Source organism: Corallococcus exercitus (assembly GCF_003611585.1).
Classification (GTDB): domain Bacteria; phylum Myxococcota; class Myxococcia; order Myxococcales; family Myxococcaceae; genus Corallococcus; species Corallococcus exercitus.
Genome location: NZ_RAVW01000032.1, coordinates 14,434 through 38,795, shown reverse-complemented (window position 1 = coordinate 38,795; position 24,362 = coordinate 14,434). Strand labels below are relative to the sequence as shown.

Sequence of the window (24,362 nt, the reverse complement as noted above, 5' to 3'; positions counted from 1 at the left end):
CGGGGGGGCGGCTCCAGTAGAGCCAGGCGGTCAGGGCCAGGAGCGCGGCCACGGCCAGCTTCCGCAGCCAGTCCTCCCGCGCCCTTCCAGGCGAGTTCGCGTCGTCCTCGGCGGCCCGGGCCAGCGCGGCCTCCAGCTCAGGTCCCAGCTCATGCATCCGCCGGCACAGCCAGGCCACGGGGGCGAGCGCCACCGGCACGGGCGCGGTGTCCTTCTCCACGGCCATGGCCAGCATGCGCTCCCAGGCGGTGGCTTCCTCCTGGCTCTCGGGGGACCTCGCGGACAGTCCCAGCTGACGGGCCAGGGCCTCCGCGGAGCGGAGCAGGAGCACCGAGAAGGCGTCGCTTGAAATCCCGTACCAGGCCGCGCACTCCGCCAGGGGACGGCGCTCCACCAGCCGGCGCACCAGCACGGCGGACGTGCGGGGCGCCAGCTCGCGCAGGGCCGCGACGAGGGCCTCGGGGGACAGGCGGGCGGCATCGGGGACGGAGGCGGTCACGGGGCTCTATTCTGCGGCATCCGCCTGGGGTTTTCGCGGGCTGCGGCCGTGGGTGTTTGCCGGCGGGTTCCGGCCGATTTCTTGAGGCGGATCGCTCCGCCCCTAGACTGTTGGACCATGTTGCAACGTGTGGCACTGCTGCTGCTCCTGCTCGCGTCGTCGCGGGCGTTCGCCGTGGAGACGATGCGCATTGCCATGGACGACCCCGGCGACGAGGTCCGCGTGAGCGGCCGGGGCCTGGGCTTCGGCCCCGATGCCGAGGACGGCACCTTCGTCGCCATCAGCGGCGGACAGGCCACCGTTCGCCGCCGCAACGGCAAGCTGGAGGTGAACGGGGCGCCTGTCATCGGGGACGCCATCCGCTTCCGTGGCGGCATGGAGGCCACCGACGCGGGGGGCCCCGGCAACGAGCCCCTCAAGGCGGGCAGCGCGCAGGTGCGTGGCGACGTCGTCGTGCGCGTCTTCAAGAACAGCCTCCAGCTCATCAACGTCATCCCCCTGGAGGACTACCTCGCGGCGGTGCTCGGCAGCGAGATGCCCGTGTCCTTCCCCCTGGAGGCCCTCAAGGCCCAGGCCGTGGCCGCCCGGACGTACGCGCTGCAGAAGAAGCTCGATTCCTACGGCGCCGCCTTCCACATGGGCAGCAGCGTGCTCCACCAGGTGTACGGCGGCGTGAACCGCGAGGACGCCAAGACGCGCGCCGCCGTGGAGGCCACGCGGGGCGAGGTGCTCACGTACGACCTGGCCCCCATCGAGGCGTACTTCCATGCCTCCTGCGGAGGACACACCGAGTCCGGCCAGGATGCCCTCCAGCGGAACCTGCCCTACCTGCAGCCTGTCGACTGCCCCTGCGGCAAGCTGCCCGCCAGCCGCTGGTCCGCGACCCTCCCCGAGGCGGAGCTGCGCAAGGCGCTGAAGTCCTCGCCGGACGGCATGCGCGTCACCGGTCGCACGCCCACGCACCGGGTGACCCGCGTGACGCTGGCCGATGGCTCCGTGGTGGACGGCGTGCAGTTCCGCCGAAAGCTGGGCTACACGCGCCTCAAGAGCCTGGACTTCGACGTGGAAGCCTCCGGCAAGAACTACGTGTTCACCGGGCGTGGCTTCGGCCACGGGGCGGGGCTGTGCCAGTGGGGCGCCAAGGCCTTCGCCGACCAGGGCAAGTCGTACCGGGAGATCCTCTCCCACTACTACCCGGGCGCCGAGTTCCAGCAGCTCTACTGACCTCCCACGCCGGTTCCGCGAGGGCGCGGGGGCTGCTACAAGCGCCAACCCCGTGTCGTCCCTCCTCTCCGACTACGATTTCGAGCTCCCCGAGGCGCAGATCGCCCAGGCCCCGCTGCCCAACCGGGACGCGTCGCGCCTGATGGTCGTCAGCCGCGCCACCGGCGCCTGGAGCCACCAGCACTTCACCGACCTCGTGGACCTGCTGCGCGAGGGCGACCTGCTCGTCCTCAACGACGCGCGCGTCATCCCCGCGCGCCTGCTGGGCCAGAAAAGTGGCACCGGCGGCCGTGTGGAGTTGCTGGTGGTCCGGCCCGCCGCCGCGGCCACGCTCACCTCCGCCGCGCTCGGCGGCGCGCCCGAATCCCTCGAGTGGGTCTGCCTGGGCCAGGCGTCCAAGGGGCTCAAGCCCGGCCAGTCCGTCACCTTCGCCGGGGGCCTGTCCGCCGAAATCCTGGAGGCCCTGGGGGGAGGGGAGTATCGGGTGCGCTTTCATGCCGCCCCGGGCACGTCGCTCGCCAGCCTCCTGGACGCGGCGGGACGGCTGCCCCTGCCTCCGTACATCACCCGCGAGCCCAGCAGCGCGGACGCCGAGCGCTACCAGACCGTGTACGCCCGCGCGTCCGGCGCCGTGGCCGCGCCCACCGCGGGCCTGCACTTCACGCAAGAGGTGTTCGCGAAGCTCGCGGCGAAGGGCGTGCAGCGCGCGGAGGTGACGCTCGACGTGGGGCCCGGCACCTTCCTCCCCGTGCGCGAGGAGGTGCTGGACAAGCACCACATGCACCCGGAGCGCTTCACCGTGCCGGAGGCCACCGCCGCGGCCGTGAACGCCGCGAAGGCCGAAGGGCGCCGCGTGGTCGCCGTGGGCACCACCGTGGTGCGCACGCTGGAGTCCGCCACCGACCCGGACACGGGCCGGCTCAAGAGCGGTCCCGGCGAGACGGCGATGTTCATCCGGCCCGGCTATGTCTTCCGCCAGGTGGACGTGCTCCTCACGAACTTCCACCTGCCGCGCTCCACGCTGGTGATGCTGGTGAGCGCGCTCCTGGGGCGGGAGCGCACGCTCGCCGCGTACCAGGAGGCCGTGCGCGCGGGCTACCGGTTCTTCAGTTACGGCGATGCCATGTTGGTGAAGGAGTGAGTGCCGTGGTCGACGAGCAGGGCAGGGAAAAGGGCGAGAAGGGCGATACCCGCGTGCCCCCGGGGCTGGTGCGCTTCGAGCTGTTGCACGAGGACCAGAGCGGCACCAAGGCGCGCCGCGGCCGGCTGCACACGCCGCATGGCCCCATCGAGACGCCCATCTTCATGCCCGTGGGCACCGTGGGCAGCGTCAAGGGCGTGGGCCCGGACGACCTGAAGACCCTGGACGCGCAGATCATCCTGGGCAACACCTACCACCTGATGCTGCGCCCCGGAGAGCCGCTCATCGGGGAGATGGGCGGCCTGCACCGCTTCATCTCCTGGGACCGGCCCATGCTCACCGACAGCGGCGGCTTCCAGGTGTTCAGCCTGTCGGAGAAGCGCAAGATCACGGAGGAGGGCGCCGCGTTCCAGTCCCACCTGGACGGGTCGCGGCACTCGCTGTCGCCGGAGCGCTCCATCGAAATCCAGGAGACGCTGGGCGCGGACGTCATCATGGCGTTCGACGAGTGCCCCCCGTCCACCGAGGACCGGGCCTACCTGGAGAAGTCCCTGGCGCGCACCACGCGCTGGCTGCACCGGTGCGTGAAGGCGTGGAGCCGCGAGCGCTCGTCGCTCTTCGGCATCGTGCAGGGCGGCCTCCACGAGGACCTGCGCAAGCGCCACGCGGAGGAGATCTGCGCGGTGGACCTGCCCGGCTACGCGCTGGGCGGCTACTCCGTGGGCGAGGCCCCGGAGGCGATGCACGCGGGCGTGGCGTACTCCGCGCCGCTCCTGCCCCGGGACAAGCCGCGCTACCTGATGGGCGTGGGCACGCCGCTGGACCTGGTGACGTGCGTGGAGCAGGGCGTGGACATGTTCGACTGCGTGCTGCCCACGCGGTGCGCGCGCAACGGCCTGCTCTTCACCTCGGAGGGCAAGCTGGTCATCCGCAACGCGGCCTATGCCAGGGACCCCCGCCCGGTGGACCCGGCGTGCTCCTGCTACACCTGCCGCACGTTCAGCCGGTCCTACCTGCGGCACCTCTTCGCGGCGGGGGAAATCCTGGCGATGCGGCTCAACACGCTGCACAACCTGCACTACTTCCTGGACCTGATGGCCCAGGTGCGCCGGGCCATCGCGGAGGACCGCTTCGCCGCGTTCGCCCGGGACTTCCGGGCAAGGGCTCAGGCCCAGGAAGCGGAGCGCAAAGGCGGCCGGTGAGCGGGCAACGGGATTGCCGCGCTTCCGGCGTTCACTTGCTCACATGGGGCGCCCTTGCTAAGAGGCCACCCTTTCGGATGTTTTGACCCCACCCGTACGCCGGGTCGGGGCCGCGTTTCCGAGTCCTCCCCTTCAAACGACGAGGCAGTACGTGGCTGACAGTTTCCTGATTCTCGCGCAGGCCGGGGCCGGTTCCCCCCTGGGGACCTTCGGCTTCCTCGCCGTGCTGGTGGCCATCATGTACTTCGTGATGATCCGCCCCCAGCAGAAGCAGCTCAAGGAGCACCGCAACCTGCTCGCGGGGCTGAAGAAGGGGGATGACGTCGTGACGTCCGGCGGCATCCTCGGTCGCATCCACCAGGTGGACGACTCCACCGTGACGCTGGAAATCGCCAGCGGGGTGCGCGTGCGCGTGCTCAAGACGGCTGTCAGTGCGAAGGGATCCGTTCCGGTGGCGGGCGCCCCGGCGGCGCTCCCCGCTGAGAAGAAGGAGGAGAAGTAATGGACCGCGGCTGGTGGTGGAAGTTCGGAATGATTGTCGCGGTGACGCTGGGGACTATCTGGTTCCTCGTCCCGACGTACTACTCGCTGGTGGTGTTGGACCGCGCCGAGCGCAACAACATCGCCGTGCTGGAGCAGCGGCTGCCCCGGTGGGCGCCCCCCGCCAGGTACCGCCTCAACCTGGGGCTGGACCTGCAGGGTGGCATCCACATGGTGATGCGGGTGGACACCAAGACGGCCCTGCAGAAGCGCACCGAGCGCCGCGGGACGCAGATCGCCACCTACGTCAACGACAAGAAGCTGGGCGAGGTGACGGCGGACACGGATCCGGAGCGGCTGGAGCTGACGCTGACCGCGAAGGACCCGGCGACCATGGACGCCATCCAGAAGGAAGTGCTCGCCACCTTCACGGACTTCTCCCTGGAGTCGCGCAACGGCGGCACGCTGGTGCTCAAGCCGGACGAGGGCCAGGTGAACCGCTTCCGTGACGAGGCCGTGGACCAGGCCATGCTCGTCATCCGCCGCCGCATCGACAAGTGGGGCGTGGCGGAAGTGGACGTGCGCAAGCTGGGCACGGACTCCATCCAGATCTCGCTGCCCGGCCGCAGCAACCCGGAGCAGGCCAAGGAGCTGGTGGGCACCACCGCGCAGCTGGAGTTCCGGATGGTGGACGACACCAACCCCCAGGTGTTCGCGCAAATGTTCCAGCAGCACCCGCCCCCGGCGGAGAGCAAGATCACCCTGGTGGAGGACGAGGGCTTCCCGCAGCTGTCCTCGCCCAACCGCGAGGCGCTGCTGGCGTACGCGAAGGACAAGACGCCGGAAGGCCGCGACGTCGTCACCGAGTGCGTGCCGAGCCCGGTGAAGAAGAACGACTGCATCGCGTACCGCAGCTACCTGCTGGACAAGAACGTTCCGCTCACGGGTGAGAGCCTGGCGGGCGCGGACGCGTCCGTCAGCCAGATGAACGAGCCGGAGGTGAACATCGCCTTCGACCCGGCCGGTTCGCGCGAGTTCGAGAAGCTCACTGAGGCCGCCGTGGGCCGCCGGATGGCCATCGTGCTGGACGACAACGTGCACACCGCCCCGCGCATCAACGAGAAGATTGGTGGCGGCCGCGCGCGCATCACCATGGGCCGCGCCGCCGGGCGCAGCTTCGAGGAGTGGCTGGGCGAGGCGCAGACGCTGGCGCTGGTGCTCAAGGCGGGCGCGCTGCCCGCGCCGGTGACGGTGGGCGAAATCCGTCAGGTGGGCGCGACGCTGGGCGACGAGCTCATCAAGAAGGGCAGCCTGGCCGCGCTGGTGGGCCTGGCGCTCGTCGTCGTCTTCATGGCCATCTACTACCGCAAGTCCGGCCTCATCGCGGACGTGGCGCTGCTGCTCAACGGTCTGCTCATCCTGGCCGGCCTGGCGTTCTTCAACGCCACGCTGACGCTGCCGGGCATCGCGGGCTTCGTGCTCACGCTGGGCATCGCGGTGGACGCGAACGTGCTCATCAACGAGCGCATCCGCGAGGAGCTGTCCCACGGCAAGTCCGCGCGCGCGGCGGTGGACCAGGGCTACGACCGCGCCTTCTGGACCATCTTCGACGCGCACGTGACGACGCTCATCGCGGGCTTCATCCTGTTCTTCACGGGAACGGGTCCGGTCCGCGGCTTCGCCACCACGCTCATCGTGGGTCTGCTGGCGTCGCTGTTCACGTCCATCGTCGTGACGCGCGTCATCACGACCTACTTCGTCCACGGCCGCAACGCGCAGTCGGTGTCCGTCTAACCGGGCCCCAGCGCCTTCGGGAAATCCGCCATGCAGATTCTCAAGCACAAGACGAACATCGACTTCATTGGAAAGCGCAAGCCGGCGCTCTTCATCTCCACGCTCATCAACCTGGCCATCATCGTCGGCATCGCCGCGGTGGGGTTCAATTTCGGCGTGGACTTCGCCGGCGGCACGGTGGTGGAGCTGAAGTACAACACGCCCACCACCGCGGAGCAGGTGCGCGAGAAGGCCCAGGCGGGTGGCCTTCACGACGTCAGCGTCCAGGGCGTGGGCGCGGCCGAGGAGAACTCCTTCCTCCTGCGCATGGGCGGCGTCACGCAGCTCACGGAGGAGAACGCCGAGCGCGCCAAGACGGCCATCCAGGGCCTGGGCGAGACGCGCAACGTCTACGCCGACATGGCGAACGGCATCGTGAACTTCCGCTCCACGCAGCCCATGTCCGCGGAGGCCGTGAAGAAGGCCGTCGAGGGCGCGGGCATCGGCGTGCAGGAGGTGCGTGACCTGGGCGCGAACCAGGGCGGCAACGGCTACGACTACCAGGTCGTCGCGAGCGGCATGGCGGACAAGGTCTACTCCGCGCTGAGCGCGGGCCTGGACAAGCCCAACTTCGAGCAGCGCCGCGTGGACTACGTGGGTCCGCAGGTGGGCAAGCAGCTGCGCAACCGCGGCATCATGGCGCTGGTGTACTCCATGATCGCCATCCTCCTGTACGTGGCGTTCCGCTTCGACTTCAAGTTCGGCCCGGGCGCGCTCCTGGCCATGCTCCACGACGTGGTGATGGTGGCGGGCTACTACCTGGTGAGCCGGCGCGAGTTCAACCTCACGTCCATCGCCGCGCTGCTCACCGTCGTGGGCTACTCGGTGAACGACACCATCGTCATCTACGACCGCATCCGTGAGGACATGGTGAAGTACAAGGGCAAGCCGTTGCCGGAGATCATCAACATCGCCGTCAACGACACGCTGGGCCGCACCATCCTCACCTCCGGCGTGACGGCGCTGTCGCTCATCGGTCTGCTCATCTTCGGCGTGGGCGAGATCTTCGACTTCGCCATGGCGATGCTGGTGGGCATCCTCGTGGGCACGTACTCGTCCGTGTACATCGCCAGCCCGCTGGTCATCTGGCTGGACGAGCGCGCGCACGCCCGCGAGGCGCACCACGGCTCCAAGGAGCCGAAGACGGCCTGAGCCGTCTCCGGGCTTCGGCGCCTTGAAGCAACGAGGGCCCTCCTCCCATCCCGGGAGCGAGGGCCCTTCGCTTTAGAAGCGCGCGCCCAGCGTGAGCGACGCGTCCATCAGGCCTCCGCCCGCGTCGTCCGTGCTGGTGGCGTCCGCGAAGTCCTGGTCGATGAGGATGCGGTACGTGCCGCGCACGCCCGCCGTGAGGCCGCCGGTGTTGAACTCCAGGCCCACCGCGAGCGGCACCTCTTCCATCAAGTCGCTGTCGTAGAGCCCCGCGCCCGCGCCGCGCACGTCCACGTAGGACAGGCCCAGGCCCACGCCCGCGAAGGGGCGCACCGCGGTGAGGAAGGGCGGCGACACCTTCACCAGCGCGCTGCCTCCGTTGCGCACCAACGAGGGCGCGTCGAAGAGGCGGGTGTCGGCGACCTTGTTCTGCGAGCCCTCGTAGCCGACCTCAAAGCCGAGGAAGGTGGTGGGCTGGAGGTTGAGCGTGAGGCCCCACAGCGGGCCGGTGCTCGACAGGTCGCCCAGGTCGCCCGTGTAGTCGCCAATGCCGCCGCGCAGAAAGACGTTCACGTCCCCCTGCTTCTTCTGCGCGAGCGCGGGCCCCGCGCCCAACACGACGGCCATCAGGGCACCGCCCTGGAGAAACCTGCGAAGCATGCGGACCTCCCTGTCCACGGGTGTGCAATCAAGCTGGGCACCGCGTACCCGCCGTGCAGGTTCACAGCAGGAAGGCAGGCGAGCGCACGGCTGAACACGCGTGCAGGAGGGAGGTGTGAGTGGACGGGTTGGACTGCCTTGGTCGGACGTCTGAGGTACTGTCCTTCGCCATGCGGTGGTTGCTTCCAGATGTCGTCGAGCAGGAGGTCGGTTCGCTTGCGGGTGAGCTGTCGCTGCACCCGTTGGCGGCAAGGGTGTTGCTGCACCGGGGCTACCGCACGCCGGAGGCGGCGTCGGCCTTCCTGTCGGACCGGCTGGCGGACCTGCCAGACCCGTTCCGGATGAAGGGCATGGGCCCCGCGGTGGAGCGCGTGCTGCGCGCGGTGCGGCTCAAGGAGAAGGTGACGCTCTACGGGGACTACGACGTGGACGGGGTGTCCTCCACGTCGCTCATGTACCTGTTCCTGAAGGAGCTGGGCGCCACCCCCGCCACGTACATCCCGCACCGGCTGGACGAGGGCTACGGCCTCAACCTGGCCGCGGTGGAGCGCATCGCGCAGGACGGCACGCGCCTGCTGGTGACGCTGGACTGCGGCATCACCTCCGTGGCGGAGATTGCCCGCGCGAAGGAGATGGGCCTGGACGTCGTGGTGGTGGACCACCACACGGTGCCGCCCACGCTGCCGCCCGCCACGGCGGTGCTCAACCCGCACCAGCCCGGCTGCGAGTACCCCACCAAGGTGCTGTGCGCCGCGGGCGTGGCCTTCAACCTGTGCATGGGCCTGCGCAAGCGGCTGCGCGACGACGGCTTCTTCGCCACGCGCAAGGAGCCCAACCTCAAGGCGCTGATGGACCTGGTTGCGCTGGCCACCGTGGCGGACGTGGTGCCGCTCACCGGCGCCAACCGCATCCTCGTGGCGCACGGGCTCCAGGAACTGTCCCAGGGCCGCCGCCCCGGCATCCGTGCGCTGAAGGAGGTGGCCGGCCTGGAGCCGGACGCGTCCGTCACCGCGGGGCAGGTGGGCTTCCGCCTGGGGCCCCGCATCAACGCCGCGGGCCGCCTGCATGACGCGTCGCTGGGCCTCCAGCTCCTGTGCGCGGACTCCGTGGAGACGGCGCGCTCGCTGGCGCAGGTGCTGGACCGCGCGAACGCGGAGCGGCAGGGGATTGAGAGCAGCATCCTCACGCAGGCGCTGGCGCAGGCGGAGGAGCACAAGGACGCGCGCGGGCTGGTGCTCTACGACGAGGGCTGGCACCCGGGCGTCATCGGCATCGTCGCGTCGCGCGTGGTGGAGCGCTACCACCGGCCCACGGTGATGGTGGGCGTGAAGGACGGGGTGGGGAAGGGCTCGGCGCGCAGCATCGAGGCGTTCCACCTGTACGACGCGCTCACCGGCTGCTCGGACCTGCTCATGCGCTACGGCGGGCACAAACACGCCGCCGGCCTCACCGTGGACGCGAAGCAGCTGCCCGCCTTCCGCGAGGCCTTCGCCCGGATTGCCCTCCAGCGCCTGACGCCCGAGGACCTGATTCCGCGCTGCCGCGTGGACGCGGTGGTGAACCCCCGCGACCTGGACGCGACGGCGGTGGAGTCGCTGCAGAAGCTGGGGCCCTTCGGTCAGGGCAACCCGGAGCCGGTGCTGGTGCTGCGCGGCCAGCAGGCCCGGCCGCGCGTGCTGCCCGCGAAGTCCGGTGCGCCGGGCGCGGGGCACCTCAAGCTCGCGCTCGTGGATGCGCCGGAGCTGGATGCCATCGGCTTCGGCATGGCGGACCGCGTGTCGCTGGTGGAGGGGCCGGTGGACCTGGCCTTCCAGGCCGGCTTCGACACCTTCCGGGGCCAGCGCAAGCTGTCCCTGCGCCTCAAGGACGTGCGTCAGGCCGCCTGACGTACGTCCCGCGGTCCCCCTTCGCTACGCGAGCCCCCAGCGCACCCGGCCCGGCGACATCAGCGCGCCGGCCCGCGCCAGCTCGTTGAGGCGGAAGCGCTCCGCCTGACGCTCGAAGGCGGTGCGGCAGCCCTCCGAACAGAAGAAGTACCGGCGCTTCTTGTACTCCGACGAGGGATGGCCCTCCGGGGCCTCCAGGTGCCGGCCGCACACCGGATCCCAGTGCCGCGTGTTGCCCTGTTCCTGTTCCTGACCACCGTTCATCTTCCACCTCCAGCCCGACGCCCCTGACTCCCCCACCCGGGGCGAATGTAAGCAGGGGCCGTGCCAGTGGTCCATCTCCTTGGAAGACCAAGCAGCGCGGCCCTGAGGGGAGGGCAAATGGGGGAAAAAGTTCAGCCCCCGCCACCGCTTCCCGGGTGGGAAGGGCGCGGGGGCCGAAGGGACGTCCGGGGCGGCGCTAGAAGCCGACGCCGGCGCTGCCACCGATGAAGATGTCGTTGGCGTAGCCGCGCCGCAGGCCCATGGCTTCCAGGCGGAAGGTGAGGTTCAGCGTGCGCGACAGCGCGGGCCGGCCGCGGATGCCCAGGCCGTACTGGATGACGGGCTTGAGGCCGTTCACCTTGGTCTCATCCTCGCCAATGGTGATGCCGGTGTTCTGGTAGGCGAGTCCGCCACCGGCCTGAAGGAACAGACCGAAGGGCGAGTCACCGAAGCGGAACAGCCAGGCGGGGGCGAGCGTGAAGTAGTGAAGGCGCGTGTCCCCCTTGATGAAATCCGTGCCGTCACTGAGGCTGCTGTAGATCCAGCGCAGGTCCGCGAAGAGGCCCTCGCGCAGGGTCTCGTTCTCGGTGAAGAGCGAGCGGCCGAACTCCCAGGTGGCGCGCACGCCCAGGCCGGGCTTGTTGTCGGAGAAGTCACCGCGGGCGCTGTCCACCATCAACAGGCCGGCGACCAGCTCCACCGCGACGCCCAGGTTGGGGTCGTCCAGGCGGGCCATGCGCTGGAAGCCTTCGTTGTTGTCGGTCTCCGCGGCCTCGCGGAACTCGTCCGTCTCATCCACCAGCTTGCGGCGGCGGTCGTAGGCGTCGTCGTCTTCCTTCTGGGCCTTCTCCTGGGCGCGTTCGGCTTCCTGCTCCGGGTAGGCGTAGGGGTCGTCGTCGTCCGCGCTCTGGGCGAAGGCGGCGGGGGTGATGAGCAGGCTGCCGGCGAGGCAGGCCTTGAGCCAGGTGTTCAAGGGAGCGGGCCTCACTGGAAGATGCTGGGGCAGGTGGTGCCGCCCGCCGCGCTGGCCGGGCAGAGGTTGGCACCGATGAGGTCTTCGCGCGGGAGCTGGAGGTGGTCCAGGAACTCGTTGCAGACGGCCTTGCGCAATTCCAGGTCGGTGATGTGCGAGATGATGGCCCGGGCCGGGACGGCCAGCGTGAACAGCGACTGATCTCCCAGGACCATCTGCGTGTACTGGTAGATGCCCGGCTTCGCGGGGTCCGTGTCGTAGTACGCGGAGACGATGTCGCGCTGCAGCTGGGCCTCCTGACCGGTGGAGCGGCCCGCCTGGTAGAGCGCGGTCGCCAGGATGGTGCCCACCTGGTACTCGGCGCCGTCGGCGGAGAAGGTGTCCAGGTCCTGCTGCTGCACGCGGGCGTACAGCAGCGCGCTCATGCAGCGGTTGCCGTTGGACAGGTCCCGCGCGTCGGTGACGCCGGCGTAGGGACCGCCGTCGAACGAGGGCGCCATGAAGCGCGGGTCACACCCGCTGGGGCTGCGGCAGGTGGCGCCGTAGGCGTGGTAGTCCGCCAGGCCCTCGTCGAAGGCCTTGAGCACGTTGGCGCCCTGGCTGGGCGACTGCGATCCCCAGGTGGACAGCGCCAGGGGTAGCGACTGGCCGGCGTACGACAGCCGGTTGAACACGAGGTGCGAATACTCGTGCGCCATCACCGCGGCGTTGAGGGGCAGCGGGGCGCGTTGAATCTTGTCGAACGGCAGCACCAGGAAGGACTGGAGCACCGGGTAGAAGAGGGCGTTGTCCCGCGCCGGCTCCTTGCTCACCTGCGCCTGGATGAACTCCGGGAAGTAGTAGAGCGTCGGCGTGGGCTCGAAGGTCACGACCTTCACGTTGGCGACGGTGCGGAAGTACTCGTTGGCGCGCTCGAGGTTGTAATACGAGGTCACCATGTTCCAGGAGTGGAAGTCCGCGGGCCAGAGGACGTCCTCGCCCGTCTTCTCATCCTTCTGGGTGATGTAGCTGGCCTTCACGTCGTGGCCGGACTTCTTGATCAGCACGTCTGCGATGGTGGCCTCCGTGGCGTTCTGGAGCCCGGGGTCGTTCACGTCGATGACGATGCGGGCGCCACCCTGGATGTCGCCGACGGTGCCCTTGAGGCCGACGACGTCCTCGATGGTGGTGAGTTCGACCTGCGTGGGGACGTACTGGCCATTGCTGGACCGGGACAGGACGGAGACCTTCACGGGGGCCTCGCTGTCCGGCGCGCAGCCCGTGGCCAGGGTCAGCCCGACGGCGGCGGTGATGACTGTTCGGAGCATGACGCCCGTTTTACTCCGGACCGCTCAGAACGTGTATTCCCCTCCGAGTGTGAGCAGGCCGGAGGTCTGGGCCGGGGTGGCCTCGGGCACGTCCCGCTGGAGGGCCACGGAGGCCCACAGCCGCACCGCGTCGCCCAGGCGCACCGTCCACCGGGTGGCCACGACGTGGGCCACGCCCTGGCCGGGCACGTACTGGGTGAAGGCGTAGGACACCTGTGCCCTCACGGCCGGGGTGAGGCGCCAGGAGAGGGACGGCTTCACGTCCCAGCGGACCGGGGCGGAGGGAAAGCCGGTGCCGGCGTTGACCTCTCCCAGGCGGCGCGTCACGACCGCGCCCAGGTCGCGCAGCTGGCGGAGGCGCAGGCCCGCCAGGGCCTTCCGGGCGGCGGCCCGGTCCTCGAGCCGGGCCGCCAGCGCATCGGCTTCCGCGTCGGTGAACTGGCCCGCGGTGAGCGGGTCCTCGCTGTAGAAGGCGTAGCCCCCGCGCAGCCCCAGCTCCCAGCGGCCATCCCAGATGAGCCGCGCGCCCAGCGTGGGCCGGGCGGACCAGAGGACCTCCTCCTGGGCGTAGCGCTCCGTGGGGGCGCCCTCCGCGACGGTGAAGAGCTGGCGGCGCAGCGGGTAGCGGCTGATGCCCACGCCCGCGTCCAGGCCGTACTCCCAGGTGTCGAAGCCCGCCGAGTCCCAGGCCGCGCCCAGCTGCACCGCCTGGCTGCCGTAGCCGGTCCGGGCGGTGAGGCCGGGGAGGTTGAGGCGGGGGCGCTCCGGGGAGAGCTCCGTGTCGGAGCCCTTGGACAGGCCCAGGCTGACGGCGCCGGACAAGAGCCAGTGCTTGCCCGCGAGGTGGTCCAGGCCCACGGAGAGCTGGTGGGTGGCCGCGGTGCCGGACTCCGGCCGCGCGCCGGTGTAGCCCAGCGTGACGAAGGTCGCCTCGCCCACGCCCACGTCGCCCAGCAGGCTCCAGAGGGCATATCCGTGGCCGCCGCTCGCCTCGAGCGTGACGGAGCTGTCCGCGGCCTCCGCCGCCCAGGTGGGGCTTGCCCCCAGCAACGCCAGCAGCAGCAGCATGGAGGCTCCAACCCGGGAACCCTTTTCAGGTTGCGGGGACCTGCGCGCCTGCCTGCTCAAGCGCCCGTCTTCCGAGTGAGAAGCGGGTGAAAACACGAGGGCGGAGGAGCCATGGATTCCTTGACGCGTCGTTTCCACGATCCGCTATGGTGCCCGGCCTTCCTTCCCGAACCAAACGCAGGCGGTCTCCATGGCGGTCCCGTTCATTTCCGAGGTCAAGCGTACCCACACCTGCGGTCAGCTCACGGCCGCGAACGTTGGCGAAGAAGTGGTCCTCTTCGGCTGGGTGCACAACCGCCGCGACCATGGCGGCGCGGTGTTCATCGACCTGCGGGACCGCGAAGGGCTCACCCAGGTGGTGTTCGAGCCGGACAGCAAGGAAGCCCACGAGACGGCCGGCCACCTGCGCCTGGAGTACTGCATCGGCATCAAGGGCAAGGTGCTGTCGCGCGGCAAGAACGTGAACCCGAAGATGAAGACGGGGGAGATCGAGGTGAAGGCCTCGGACCTGACCATCTTCAACCGCTCGGAGCCCACGCCGTTCCTCATCGAGGACAACGTGGACACGTCCGAGGAGAAGCGCCTGGCGCACCGCTACCTGGACCTGCGCCGCGGGCCCCTCCAGAAGACGCTGATGACGCGCTCGAAGATGAACACGCTGGCGCGCTCGTACATGGCGGGCAACGGCTTCCTGGAGCTGGAGACGCCCTTCATGGGCAAGTACACGCCGGGCGGCGCGCGCAACTTCCTGGTCCCCAGCCGCTTGAACCCGGGCAAGTTCTACGCGCTGGCGGAGAGCCCTCAGCTCTACAAGCAGCTGTTCATGGTCGCGGGCTTCGACCGGTACTTCCAGATCGTGAAGTGCTTCCGCGATGAAGACCTGCGTCTGGACCGGCAGCCGGAGTTCACGCAGATCGACGTGGAGATGAGCTTCGTCACCCAGGACGACATCTTCACCATCATCGAAGGGCTGCTGAAGAAGCTGTGGGGCGAGGTGCTGGGCATCGACATCCCGACGCCCTTCATGCGCATGGACTTCTACGAGTCCATGGCGAAGTACGGCAACGACAAGCCGGACCTGCGCTTCGGGCTGGAGCACGTGGTGCTCACCGACGTCATCCGCGAGCACGGCGCGGCCGGCGGCGTGCCCATGATGTGGGAGGCGGTGCAGGACAAGGGCATCGTCAAGGCGATGGTCGTCCCGGCGGAGAAGGCGCTGTCGCGCGCGGAGAGCGACAAGCTGGAGGACTTCGCGAAGCAGGCGGGCGCCAAGGGCCTGGCGCGCGCGAAGGTGGGCGAGGGCGGTGAGTGGACCCAGTCCCCGCTGTCCAAGACGATTACGCCGGCGCTGCGGCAGGCCATCAACCAGGCCGTGAACGCGAAGACGGGCGACCTCATCCTGTTCCAGTTCGGCCGCGAGTCGCTGGTGCACACGGTGATGGCGAACCTGCGCGTGCACGTGGCGAAGAAGCTGGGGCTCATCCCCGAGTACGGCAGCGGCGGCCAGTGGAAGTTCCTCTGGGTGGTGAACCCGCCCCTCTTCGAGTTCGACGAGGAGACGAACACCTGGGCCGCGGCGCACCACGCCTTCACGCGTCCTCACGACGAGGATGTGCAGTACCTGGGGACCGACCCCGGCCGCGTGAAGTGCCACCGCTACGACGTGGTGCTCAACGGCTTCGAGATTGGCGGCGGCTCCATCCGCCTGCATGACCCGAAGGTGCAGAGCGAAGTGTTCAAGGCGCTGGGCATCCAGGAGGAGGAGGCGCGCGTGAAGTTCGGCTTCCTGCTGGACGCGCTCAAGTACGGCGCGCCCCCGCACGGCGGCATCGCGCTGGGCATGGACCGCCTGGTGATGCTGCTGACGGGCGCGGAGTCCCTGCGCGACGTGATTCCGTTCCCCAAGACGAAGACGGGCACGGACACGATGACGGGCGCTCCCGGCGACGTGGACGAGAAGCAGCTGCGAGACCTGCACGTGCGCACGGTGCCGCTGCCGCAGAAGTAGTCGGTGTCACGACGCCGGGTGGAGGACACTCCCGGCGCGCCGCTTTCGTTCCTCGCCGCACCCCGGGCCCTTCGCAAGGCCCGGGGGAGTGGCTGGAAGGCGACGGACGGCCCCCGGCACGGCTGGACATCCTGGCGCCCGTTGCCATTGAGGATCCGTGGCGTGCGAGGGAGCGGGCGCGATGCGGGGACGGGGCTGGGCGGCGTGGGTGATGGCGTGGGCCCTGCTGTGCGCGGGGCCAGCCTTCGCCGCCGAGACGAAGATGCCCCCGGGCCTCACCGGTGGATGGGGCGGGGCGCGCGGGTTGCTCTACGAGCTGGGCGTCGCGCTGCAGGTCCGCTACGTGACGGAGCTCGCCTACAACGCGCGCGGCGGCAAGGGGCATGCGCTGCGGCAGGCGGGCCAGCTCAACGTGGGGTTGGGCCTGGACCTGGAGAAGCTGGCGGGGCTGAAGGGCGGCACCTTCCAGTTCACGTTCACGCACCGCAACGGCAACAACCTGAACGCGGACATGGAGCTGGGGAACCTCCAGCTGGTGCAGGAGGTGTACGGGCGCGGCAACGTGGGGCGCCTGACGCAGCTCTGGTACGACCAGCTCTTCTGGGACGAGCGGGTGCACCTGAAGCTGGGCCGCGTCACCATGGGCGAGGACACGGCGGACTTCCCCTGCGACTTCCAGAACCTGACCTTCTGCGGCGCGCAGCCCGGCAACATCGTGGGCAACTACTGGTTCAACTGGCCGGTGAGCCAGTGGGGCACGCGGCTGCGCGTGGACGTGGCGAAGGTGGCCTACGTGCAGCTGGCCGCGTACGAGGTGAACCCGCGCAACCTGGAGGAGGCCTTCTACCTGGGGCGCTTCAACGGGGCGACGGGCGTGATGCTGCCCCTGGAGCTGGGGTGGAACCCCAGGTTCCGGGGGGATTCGCTGGAAGGGCTCTACAAGGTGGGCGTCTGGTACGACACGTCCAACGCGCCGGACGTGCTGCTGGACGGCGTGGAGCGCGACGGCCGCTACGGCCTGTACTTCGTCGCGCGCCAGCAGCTCACGCACGTGGCGGGCGCGGAGAACGAGGCGCAGGGGCTCAACGTGTTCGCGCGGCTGACGTACGCGGACCGGGACACCTCCGCAGTGGACGGCCAGTACACGGTGGGCCTGGGGTACACGGGCGTCTTCGGCCGGGCGGATGACGACGTGGGCTTCGCGCTGGGCGCCACGCACTCCAACGGGCGCTACGTCACCGCCCAGAAGCAGAAGCAGGCGCAGGACCCCAGCATCCCGGTCCCTCGCACGGAGTACCTGGGCGAGCTGTACTACAGCCTCCACGCGACGGAGTGGCTCGTGCTGCGACCCAACCTCCAGTACATCCGCCCCGGCGGTGACGAGGACGCGCGCAACATCATCGTGCTGGGCCTCAAGGGGGCGCTGACCCTGTAGTCTTTACGTCCAATCTTTCATGCCCTCTGTGCTTCTAATTTAGATTTATCATCACCGCAAATTTCGGGGCATGTATTGCTTGTGCGATCGTGCAAGCCACGTTCAACAACAAACAGGTGAGGTCAAGGCCCCCTTCTCTTGGCTGATGGCAGCGCCTCAGCAACGCTGCGGAACACGCCCAGCGCAGTTTCCAGATGCTCGATGATCTCGCGCTGCAACACATCCGGCATCGGTAGCGTACTGGCGCTCTCTACGCCTTCGTTTTTGAGCCACGAAATGTCTAGGTTCGCTCTGTCGCGCGCGACCAGATCTTCGTAATGAAAATATCTAAACCTATCGGTGCTCTTGCGATTGTGGCGATTGCTTGCGTTGAAGCACAGAATGAAGTCAGCAAGATCTCCTGACTCAAGAGGCTTTGCTTTAAGGCTAAAGTTCATGCCCGCTCTTAAGTCGTAAATCCACAATCCGCTTCCTTGCTGAGCTTTTGATTTGGCTTTCGCGTCAAAAAAAAGCACATTGGCTTTGACTCCTTGAGCGTAGAAAATGCCGGTGGGCAAACGCAACAATGTGTGCACATCATATGTGGCCAAAAGCTTGCGGCGAATCCTCTCTCCTGCACCCCCCTCAAAAAGAACGTTGTCCGGAAGAACTACAGCCGCCTTGCCGTTCTCGCTAAGCATGGCCGCAATATGTTGCAAAAATCCAAGCTGCTTATTGGACGTCGTCTCCCAGAAGTCGGGGCGCTTGTGAATGAGTGCGTCGTGATCTTCTTCGCCATCCTCGCTTGTTAACGTTATGCTGCTTTTCTTGCCGAAAGGCGGATTTGCCAGCACGTAATCGTATCGCTGACTAGGCTTTGATAGCAAGGCATCGGAACGCACAACCGCAGGTTCTTCGTCAAGACTCCCGATGCCGTGAAGAAAGAGATTCATCAGGCAAAGTCTGAGTGTCGCAGGTACAATTTCGTTTCCGTGAAAAGTTTGAGTCTGGAGGAAGTTGAGTTGCTTTTTGTTTAGTTTTTTCTCTCGAAGCCAAGAATATGCGCCGAGAAAGAACCCGCCGGTGCCACATGCGGGATCTGCAATTGTTTTCATCGGCGCTGGATTCAGACATTCGACCATCGTGCGGATAAGCGGCCGTGGGGTGAAGTACTGGCCTGCACCGCTCTTGGTGTCTTCAGCGGTTTTCTGAAGCAATCCCTCGTATAGTTCTCCTTTGATATCAAAGCTCGTGGTTGCCCAGTCCTCGTCGTCGAGTAACCGAATTAAAAGCGCAAGCTTGGCGGGATCTTGGATTTTGCACTGAGCATTGTGAAATATTGCCCCGAGCACGCCTGGTTTTGTGCCAAGCCTCGACAGAAGAAGTGAATAGTGTGTCGTCAGCGGCTTACCATTCTTGTTGCGCAGTGATGCCCAATCATACCCTTTAGGGACGCGAAAGCTCCCAGGATGCGAAGAGAGGGCATCCTCATGTGCTAATTTGAGGAACAACAAAAAGGTCAATTGCTCAAGATATTCACCATGACTCACGCCATCATCTCGAAGCGTGTTGCAATAGTTCCAAAATTTCTGAATGAGCGTATTCGACTTCATGTGGTCATGATTCCAGAAGTTGTTGAATCCAAGGGTGTTCTGCACTCCGTTGGCCGCGCAGTAAAAATATCATATCGCCGCTGAATGGAGCCTTGGGGATGATGGCCCGTTTTATCCGACGCGCCATGTTAGAGAAGTCTCTTTCGCGAGCCGGGCTGGTCTGTGCGATGATAAACAGTCGCTTCGCCTCTTCAATGTCTGAGATCAGTTGAACGGCAGTTCTGTGACGCACTTTGCACGTGGGTTCGTAATGGAGATGGTAAATTTCAATAGACGTCTCCGCTCGAAGCCGTTTGATTGGGTCGAAACTAGTTGCGCAAGGCTGACCGTTTTCTTGCTGGCACCCGAGGAGCTCCCAGTCGTGCAGTTCGCATGGATCTAGAAGTGTAGGTTGCTCTTGCGCGAGAGGCCCAGGTGCGTAGAGTCTTTTTGCTTCGTCCAACAGGGGAAAGCGATCAGCCTTTCCTCCAACGGTTGCGTCGTCAATGCCTTTGCGTCGGCTATTGCAGAAGGTACATGAGTATCTGTAGTTGAGATGGTCGAACGCGAGCCAGCGGTATCCCTTGTGAGGGGCAATTGCATCGCTCACGCTGTTTTTCGGCCGGAAATGGTCGACTGCGTTATCTGAACGGTCGATCCATGATTCGCAATACCAACATTTGTCTCCAAGGAGTGATGCAAGCCCATCCTTGAGGTCACGCCAGACGATAGAATGGTTATTGGGGTCGTCACCTGCGAGCACCGCCAGAGCTGCTGCTCCGGCCCGGGACAGCCATCCACTTGGCATTACAAGTTCGTCAATGTCAACATATCGCATGTTAGCTCTCGTTAAGTGCTTCTTCCTCTTCAAGCATTTTCGATATTAGCGTTTTCGCCAACCCTTCGCGCTCATCGCGAGTTAATTGGACGACATGATCTGCCAGGACGCTTGCGTTTTCCGTATTGAAGCGTTCAGTCAACAGATTGTTGCGGAGCCTTAAATATCGCGAGTATTCGTCGTCAGGGTGAAAAAACATAAACCCCAAGCGGCCCAACTGTCCGTTGATTAGATCGAGGCTGCTTTGCTCTTCGCTTGTTAGACGTGACTTGCCCGCTAGGTTGCGCTGCCGTTCTAGCAACAGTTGTGTCGGCTGATCTAGAGAAGAAGCTATGCCGAACATGTCGCTGGTTACGATAGCAGCATATCCCATGCCCCGAGGATCCATCTCGGGGTGACAGGCAATCAATTGTCGACTGCTACTCTTGGTTTCCAGTCGAAGGATCTGAACTTGCTCTTTAACTAGCTCTGCAACTCCCAATGGATTGTGTGTTGTTAGTAAGATATGACTGGTGCTTTTGCGATGACTGTCGGAGCCTATGAATTTTTCAAGATAGCCAAGGTAATCGACGCTCCATCTTGGGTTGAGGTGGGTGTCTGGCTCATCTAGAAGGAAAAGACTCTCCTCTTCGGCTGTAAACCGCAACAGGCCTAGCACGGTAAGCAACTGCTGCTCGCCCTCACTTAGTTCCCGAAAGGTAACAGTGTCGTCATTTTTTCTTAGGCGCAATTTAATTCGTACCTCCTCAATAAGCTCTGAGACGTAAGTGCTTTCGAGGTCGCGAAAAAATTGAGCGGGGGGCTGGTCGCCGACCAATACCCGGAGTGCATCGATATTTTTAATATAAAGGTATTTAAACTGAAGCGTCTCCTTGTTCCAGATCGAGGTTGCGACGCGTCGCTTGACTTCAATTGGCGCCAAAGCAATGTCGTATAGCCGAGCGAGAAAATCCCGTACCACTCCCCGTGCATTCCAGAATCGCGGATCTCCATCCGGGGCCTTTGATTTCCACGGAGGCTCGCGAAGCACAAACAATACTGATTCAATTCCTTCGTCAGGGTTTAGTCCAAGTTGGACGTCAAGAAAATCCCGTACCATCGGAGTCTGCTGAATCAGAAAGGCCAACAACACAAACTGGCTATGGACGGGCATGGCGTAAAAAAGACGCTTCATGCCTGGGTCTTCGCCATTACGTAGTTTGCTGTCATAGCTTTCAAGGTATGGCCGAAACACCTCGTGCATTCGGGTGCTTTCGCCCGAGTAGTAGCTAAACACGTAGCGAGGCAGATATGCATCGCCTTCAGCCAGGAACGTGCCGAGTTTAATGGCCTTTCCAACGGGGTGATCGCCTTGGCGTGCAAGCCTCAATGGCTCTGCTGAGTCACCACTTGCGAGGTCTTGGTCTGTTGCCACATGGATATGGAATTGATCCTTTATTCGGTCCGGATCGTGGTCGATGTGGATGTATTTGGCGTTGCCTGGAGGGCCCATTGTATAGCTGAGCTTGAAGGAGAAACCGATTTTGATTTTCTTTCCCCCGATTAGCTCGCGAAAAATCACAGCTAGGGCTTCTAGGATGTTTGATTTTCCTGTGCCATTCCAGCCGATGATTACGGAGACCCACTGGTTCTGGTCGAAATCAATTGTAATGTCTTTTAGGTTTTTGAACTGATGTGTCTGGCCGTTTTTGGGGCTGCCTATTGTGAGCTTGTTGAGGCGCATGTTATTTGGGGGCCAGCCTCAGCTCGTCGTGTGTTTTGCGTCCGTGCTGGTCGATGACTGGTTTGCTTAGTAGTCTTTGGTTCATGTCTAGTGCTCGAAGCTCCGCGTAGATAGCTTGAATTTGGTCGGTCTCGGCGCCATCGCTAACTCCGCAGCGCTTGAATACCTCGCTGGCAGGGAGCCAGTCTCCTGCCTCGGAAAGTACATTCTCGACCGTACGAATCATTGATCCTCGGTTTGCTGTGGTAAGGCGAGGGCGTTTAGGCTGTTTTCTTGTCTTCGGATGATTCGTCCGTGCGGTGGCGATGCGGGATAGTAGAATACTTGCTGGCTCATCTTCAGGATTCTGGGTTGTTAACTCTCCTGAAAATGCCGCGCGCAGAATGTTGCCGCGCTGAAGCTCTGATTGAGAGATTCCGTGCGTGAGGCTCAATCTTTGTGCCTTAAGCGAACTCTGGTGAAGGTCGAGTTGCTTGATGATTTCCTGCTGCTCCTCTGGCGGAGGTATCGGCACGGGAAAGGACCTGAGCGCGCTTAGGTTTATCGAGGCCAGGTTTGTTGTTTGCTTTCCTGTGGACTGAAACCAGGCTTGGCCGAAGGTGTTGCTGTGGTGGGAGATGAATTCGGAGATGGTTTTTGTTGAATATGGCCGCACCCTGAAGACATGGTTTTGGTGAATGCACTCAGGGAGTTCATTTCGCCACACCCAGCCGCGTCCCAATTTGTCGCGGTCCCCGCCTTCATTTAGTAAGATATCTCCATTTTGAAGGGCTAGCTCGTCTATCTCAGATTCGGTTGCCGGGATAAGTTTCACGTCACGAAGATCGAGATATCCACGCTGCACATTGGCAACCCGCAGATACGGTACTTCGCGCAGGCGTGCGTCGGCAGTTCGTTTGGTCCCTTTTGCAATGCCTGATGTGATTTCGCCTAGCATGTCCAGGCTTGCCCAAGTCCATCCATCCGGAAGGTTCGGCAGATTCGCTAGGTAGGGGAGGGCCGGTTCTGGATAAGTGTCGCGCCAATCTGCTGGAGGCGCGCGATTACTCTTTTTGAACTTCTCAATTTGTTTTGTTTCCCAGCGAGAGCGTCGCTCAGTTAGAATTTCCTGGAGCGCTTGCGTCCCGTTTTCCAACGGTGCCTTCCGACGGGCTTGACTGCTGCGCCATTCTGCGGAAAGGTCTCCATTGACAGCGGAGTTCAGCAAGGATTGCTCGAGCAGGTCGAGCTTTTGAAGTGCTGATTTGAGCTCTGAAATGCCTGCGTTCAGGCTTGAGATTAGCGCTTCGAGTTTCTCGACAATGCGGGTTTGTTCTGCCTTGGGAGCTATTGCGATTTGAAATCGAGCAAGGGCAGGGCTTTCAATGCTGGGGACAGTTGTTCCTTGTTTTGAACAGGTGGCTAGTATCTTCTGTGCTCGTGCGACTAGTTGCCAAGCCAGGTAGCGCGCAGAAATGTCTGGTTCGGGGACGATGGCGCGTATGTCTTGATTGACTGTGACCGGGAGGCTGTTGACTGCCACGGGGAGCGAGTGCGCGAGAATTCCAGAGCGCACTACGACGAGTACACTGTTTGAAGGCACTAATGGAAGTAGCGAGAGCGCGTCTTCTGTTACGCGATCCTCGCTAGTCTGAAGGTTGAATGACTTCATGTCCTTGGGCGAAACCCAAGGGACTGTTCCATGATCCCAGTACCTGCTGTCATTCTTGGGCGGTGTTCCTCCTCCAAGAAACTGACTGACACTGGAGATTTCTGTCATAGCCCAGCTTGGTGGTAGGTGCGTGTCGCGCATACCGCAGGTTCCTTGCTCAGTTCCTGTACGTTCAAGTAGTAGACTTGTTTGCCGCAGACCTGCGTTGTCGCGTGGATGCGTACGTAGGCTCGTATCGCTCAAGCTTCGCCGACGGCTACCGATTTTGCTCGACTATATGGTGGATGTGCGTCTTGGTGCTACTTCGACTCTCGTGTGGGGTCCCATGCTTCCGCCATGCCAAGTGCCAACAAGCCGACACCTGCAGACGAAAGAGGCCCGACTGGTCGTGTAGGCTTGGTGCATGGCCCTGTCACCCTCGTGGGATGCGTGGCTGTCGGAGAACCTGCTGCGTGGCGTGCCCGTGGAGGCGCTGGCCCGGGCACTGGTCGCCGGAGGGGTGGCCCCGGAGGAGGCCCGTTCGGAAATCGCGCGCGCAGGGCGGCACCCGGCGGTGGAAGCCGGGAGGCCATATGGGGCGCGGGCGGCGGAGGTGGTGTCGCTCCTGGACGCGCGCGCGTCGCTGCATGGGCAGTCGCGCCGGGGCGTGGAGCGGCGGCGGGGCGTGTCCGCGGAGGAGTTCCAGGCGCGCTACTACCGGGCGCACCGCCCTGTCGTCCTGGAGGACTTCCTGGAGGGCTGGCCGCTGCTGGAGCGCTGGCGGCCGGAGGCGCTGGCGCGCGACTACGGCGACGTGGAGGTGGAGGTCATGGCGGGCCGTGAAGCCCGCGCGGACCATGACATGTCGCCGGACGCGTGCCGCACGGTGATGCGGCTGGCGGACTTCCTCCACCGGCTGGAGCACGGCGGGCCCAGCAACGACCTGTACCTCACCGCTCGCAACTTCGCGCTGGAGCGGCCGGAGCTGCGGGGGCTCCTGGAGGACCTGCGGCCGGCCCCGGGCTTCGTGTACCCGAAGCGGCAGCACGGGGGCATCAAGCTGTGGGTGGGCCCGGCGGGGACGCGCACGGCGCTGCACCATGACGTGGACTCGGTGCTGTTCTGCCAGGTCCACGGGCGCAAGCGCTTCTGGTTGGTGCCGTCCTTCGAGACGCCCCGCCTGTACAACCGCGAGCACGTGTGGAGCGCCGTGGACGCCGCGGCGCCGGACCTGGAGCGCTTCCCGGACTTCGCCGCCGCGCACGTGCACGAGGTGGTGGTGGGCCCCGGGGAGATGCTCTTCATCCCCGTGGGCTGGTGGCACCAGGTGTACGCGCTGGACGTGAGCGTGTCGCTGACGTTCCAGTCGCTGGATGTCCCAGGCGGAAACGCGCGGTGGCACACCTTCGGTTGAGGTGTGCCTTTTTCCGCTTCAATGGCTTGCGTCAGCCGTTGAGGTTTTCGCCCTTCG

20 protein-coding genes are annotated in these 24,362 nt (G+C 65.2%); 10 read left to right on the top strand and 10 right to left on the bottom strand.

The genetic code is table 11. From position 1 onward, the window contains the following. Positions 1-499: hypothetical protein (locus tag D7W79_RS06815; RefSeq protein ID WP_120524517.1), on the bottom strand; the 499-nt coding region annotated here is incomplete at its 3' end. A gap of 117 nt (positions 500-616) precedes the next feature. Between D7W79_RS06815 and D7W79_RS06810 the strand changes: the two genes are divergently transcribed. The 6 genes from D7W79_RS06810 (at position 617) to secF (ending at position 7,531) form a co-directional block, all read left to right on the top strand. Then, on the top strand, positions 617-1,723 hold the full coding sequence (locus D7W79_RS06810; protein ID WP_120524516.1) for a SpoIID/LytB domain-containing protein: 1,107 nt from the start codon (positions 617-619) through the stop codon (positions 1,721-1,723). Between the two features lie 52 nt (positions 1,724-1,775). After that, complete coding sequence (gene queA, locus D7W79_RS06805) at positions 1,776-2,864, top strand: tRNA preQ1(34) S-adenosylmethionine ribosyltransferase-isomerase QueA (RefSeq protein WP_120524515.1); 1,089 nt, start codon at positions 1,776-1,778, stop codon at positions 2,862-2,864. A 5-nt stretch (positions 2,865-2,869) separates the two neighbouring features. Then, on the top strand, positions 2,870-4,066 hold the full coding sequence (gene tgt / locus D7W79_RS06800) for a tRNA guanosine(34) transglycosylase Tgt (RefSeq protein WP_120524514.1): 1,197 nt from the start codon (positions 2,870-2,872) through the stop codon (positions 4,064-4,066). Positions 4,067-4,217: 151 nt separating this feature from the next. Continuing rightward, a complete protein-coding gene (gene yajC / locus D7W79_RS06795; protein ID WP_120524513.1) occupies positions 4,218-4,568 on the top strand; it encodes a preprotein translocase subunit YajC in 351 nt (116 codons plus the stop codon). Further along, positions 4,568-6,340, top strand: coding sequence for a protein translocase subunit SecD (gene secD / locus D7W79_RS06790; RefSeq protein WP_120524512.1), 1,773 nt, complete (start codon positions 4,568-4,570; stop codon positions 6,338-6,340). The genes yajC and secD overlap by 1 nt, the downstream gene beginning before the upstream one ends. Positions 6,341-6,370: 30 nt before the next feature. Next, the gene (gene secF / locus D7W79_RS06785; RefSeq protein WP_120524511.1) at positions 6,371-7,531 is read left to right on the top strand and encodes a protein translocase subunit SecF; all 1,161 of its coding nucleotides are present in this window, start codon (positions 6,371-6,373) and stop codon (positions 7,529-7,531) included. A gap of 72 nt (positions 7,532-7,603) precedes the next feature. On the opposite strand, the gene D7W79_RS06780 is transcribed toward secF, so the two are convergent. Then, complete coding sequence (locus D7W79_RS06780) at positions 7,604-8,188, bottom strand: outer membrane beta-barrel protein (protein WP_120524510.1); 585 nt, start codon at positions 8,186-8,188, stop codon at positions 7,604-7,606. A 170-nt stretch (positions 8,189-8,358) separates the two neighbouring features. On the opposite strand from D7W79_RS06780, the gene recJ reads away from it, so the two are divergent. Next, on the top strand, positions 8,359-10,074 hold the full coding sequence (recJ, locus tag D7W79_RS06775) for a single-stranded-DNA-specific exonuclease RecJ (protein ID WP_120524509.1): 1,716 nt from the start codon (positions 8,359-8,361) through the stop codon (positions 10,072-10,074). A gap of 24 nt (positions 10,075-10,098) precedes the next feature. On the opposite strand, the gene D7W79_RS06770 is transcribed toward recJ, so the two are convergent. The 4 genes from D7W79_RS06770 to D7W79_RS06755 all read right to left on the bottom strand — a co-directional run bounded on the left by D7W79_RS06770 (position 10,099) and on the right by D7W79_RS06755 (position 13,686). Then, a complete protein-coding gene (locus D7W79_RS06770) occupies positions 10,099-10,338 on the bottom strand; it encodes a YHS domain-containing protein (RefSeq protein ID WP_120524508.1) in 240 nt (79 codons plus the stop codon). A 196-nt stretch (positions 10,339-10,534) separates the two neighbouring features. Then, on the bottom strand, positions 10,535-11,311 hold the full coding sequence (locus D7W79_RS06765; RefSeq protein ID WP_120524507.1) for a hypothetical protein: 777 nt from the start codon (positions 11,309-11,311) through the stop codon (positions 10,535-10,537). Between the two features lie 11 nt (positions 11,312-11,322). Beyond that, on the bottom strand, positions 11,323-12,618 hold the full coding sequence (locus tag D7W79_RS06760) for a hypothetical protein (protein ID WP_120524506.1): 1,296 nt from the start codon (positions 12,616-12,618) through the stop codon (positions 11,323-11,325). Positions 12,619-12,642: 24 nt separating this feature from the next. Then, entirely contained in the window at positions 12,643-13,686 is a 1,044-nt protein-coding gene (locus D7W79_RS06755) for a hypothetical protein (protein ID WP_120524505.1), read from the bottom strand. A 190-nt stretch (positions 13,687-13,876) separates the two neighbouring features. On the opposite strand from D7W79_RS06755, the gene aspS reads away from it, so the two are divergent. Further along, entirely contained in the window at positions 13,877-15,694 is a 1,818-nt protein-coding gene (gene aspS / locus D7W79_RS06750) for an aspartate--tRNA ligase (RefSeq protein WP_120524504.1), read from the top strand. Between the two features lie 157 nt (positions 15,695-15,851). Further along, the gene (locus D7W79_RS06745) at positions 15,852-17,129 is read left to right on the top strand and encodes a carbohydrate porin (protein ID WP_147441824.1); all 1,278 of its coding nucleotides are present in this window, start codon (positions 15,852-15,854) and stop codon (positions 17,127-17,129) included. Positions 17,130-17,251: 122 nt separating this feature from the next. On the opposite strand, the gene D7W79_RS06740 is transcribed toward D7W79_RS06745, so the two are convergent. The 4 genes from D7W79_RS06740 to D7W79_RS43155 are packed head-to-tail and all read right to left on the bottom strand — an operon-like array spanning position 17,252 to position 23,053. Next, positions 17,252-18,721, bottom strand: coding sequence for a class I SAM-dependent DNA methyltransferase (locus D7W79_RS06740; protein ID WP_120524502.1), 1,470 nt, complete (start codon positions 18,719-18,721; stop codon positions 17,252-17,254). A gap of 4 nt (positions 18,722-18,725) precedes the next feature. Then, positions 18,726-19,538 (bottom strand): HNH endonuclease family protein, encoded by an 813-nt coding sequence (locus D7W79_RS43160; RefSeq protein ID WP_147441823.1) that lies wholly within the window; start codon positions 19,536-19,538, stop codon positions 18,726-18,728. 1 nt (position 19,539) lies between these two features. After that, positions 19,540-21,261 (bottom strand): AAA family ATPase, encoded by a 1,722-nt coding sequence (locus tag D7W79_RS06735; protein ID WP_120524501.1) that lies wholly within the window; start codon positions 21,259-21,261, stop codon positions 19,540-19,542. A 1-nt stretch (position 21,262) separates the two neighbouring features. After that, the gene (locus tag D7W79_RS43155; protein ID WP_147441822.1) at positions 21,263-23,053 is read right to left on the bottom strand and encodes a restriction endonuclease subunit S; all 1,791 of its coding nucleotides are present in this window, start codon (positions 23,051-23,053) and stop codon (positions 21,263-21,265) included. A 262-nt stretch (positions 23,054-23,315) separates the two neighbouring features. Between D7W79_RS43155 and D7W79_RS06720 the strand changes: the two genes are divergently transcribed. Continuing rightward, a complete protein-coding gene (locus D7W79_RS06720) occupies positions 23,316-24,305 on the top strand; it encodes a cupin-like domain-containing protein (protein WP_120524500.1) in 990 nt (329 codons plus the stop codon). The last annotated feature ends 57 nt before the right edge of the window (positions 24,306-24,362 follow it).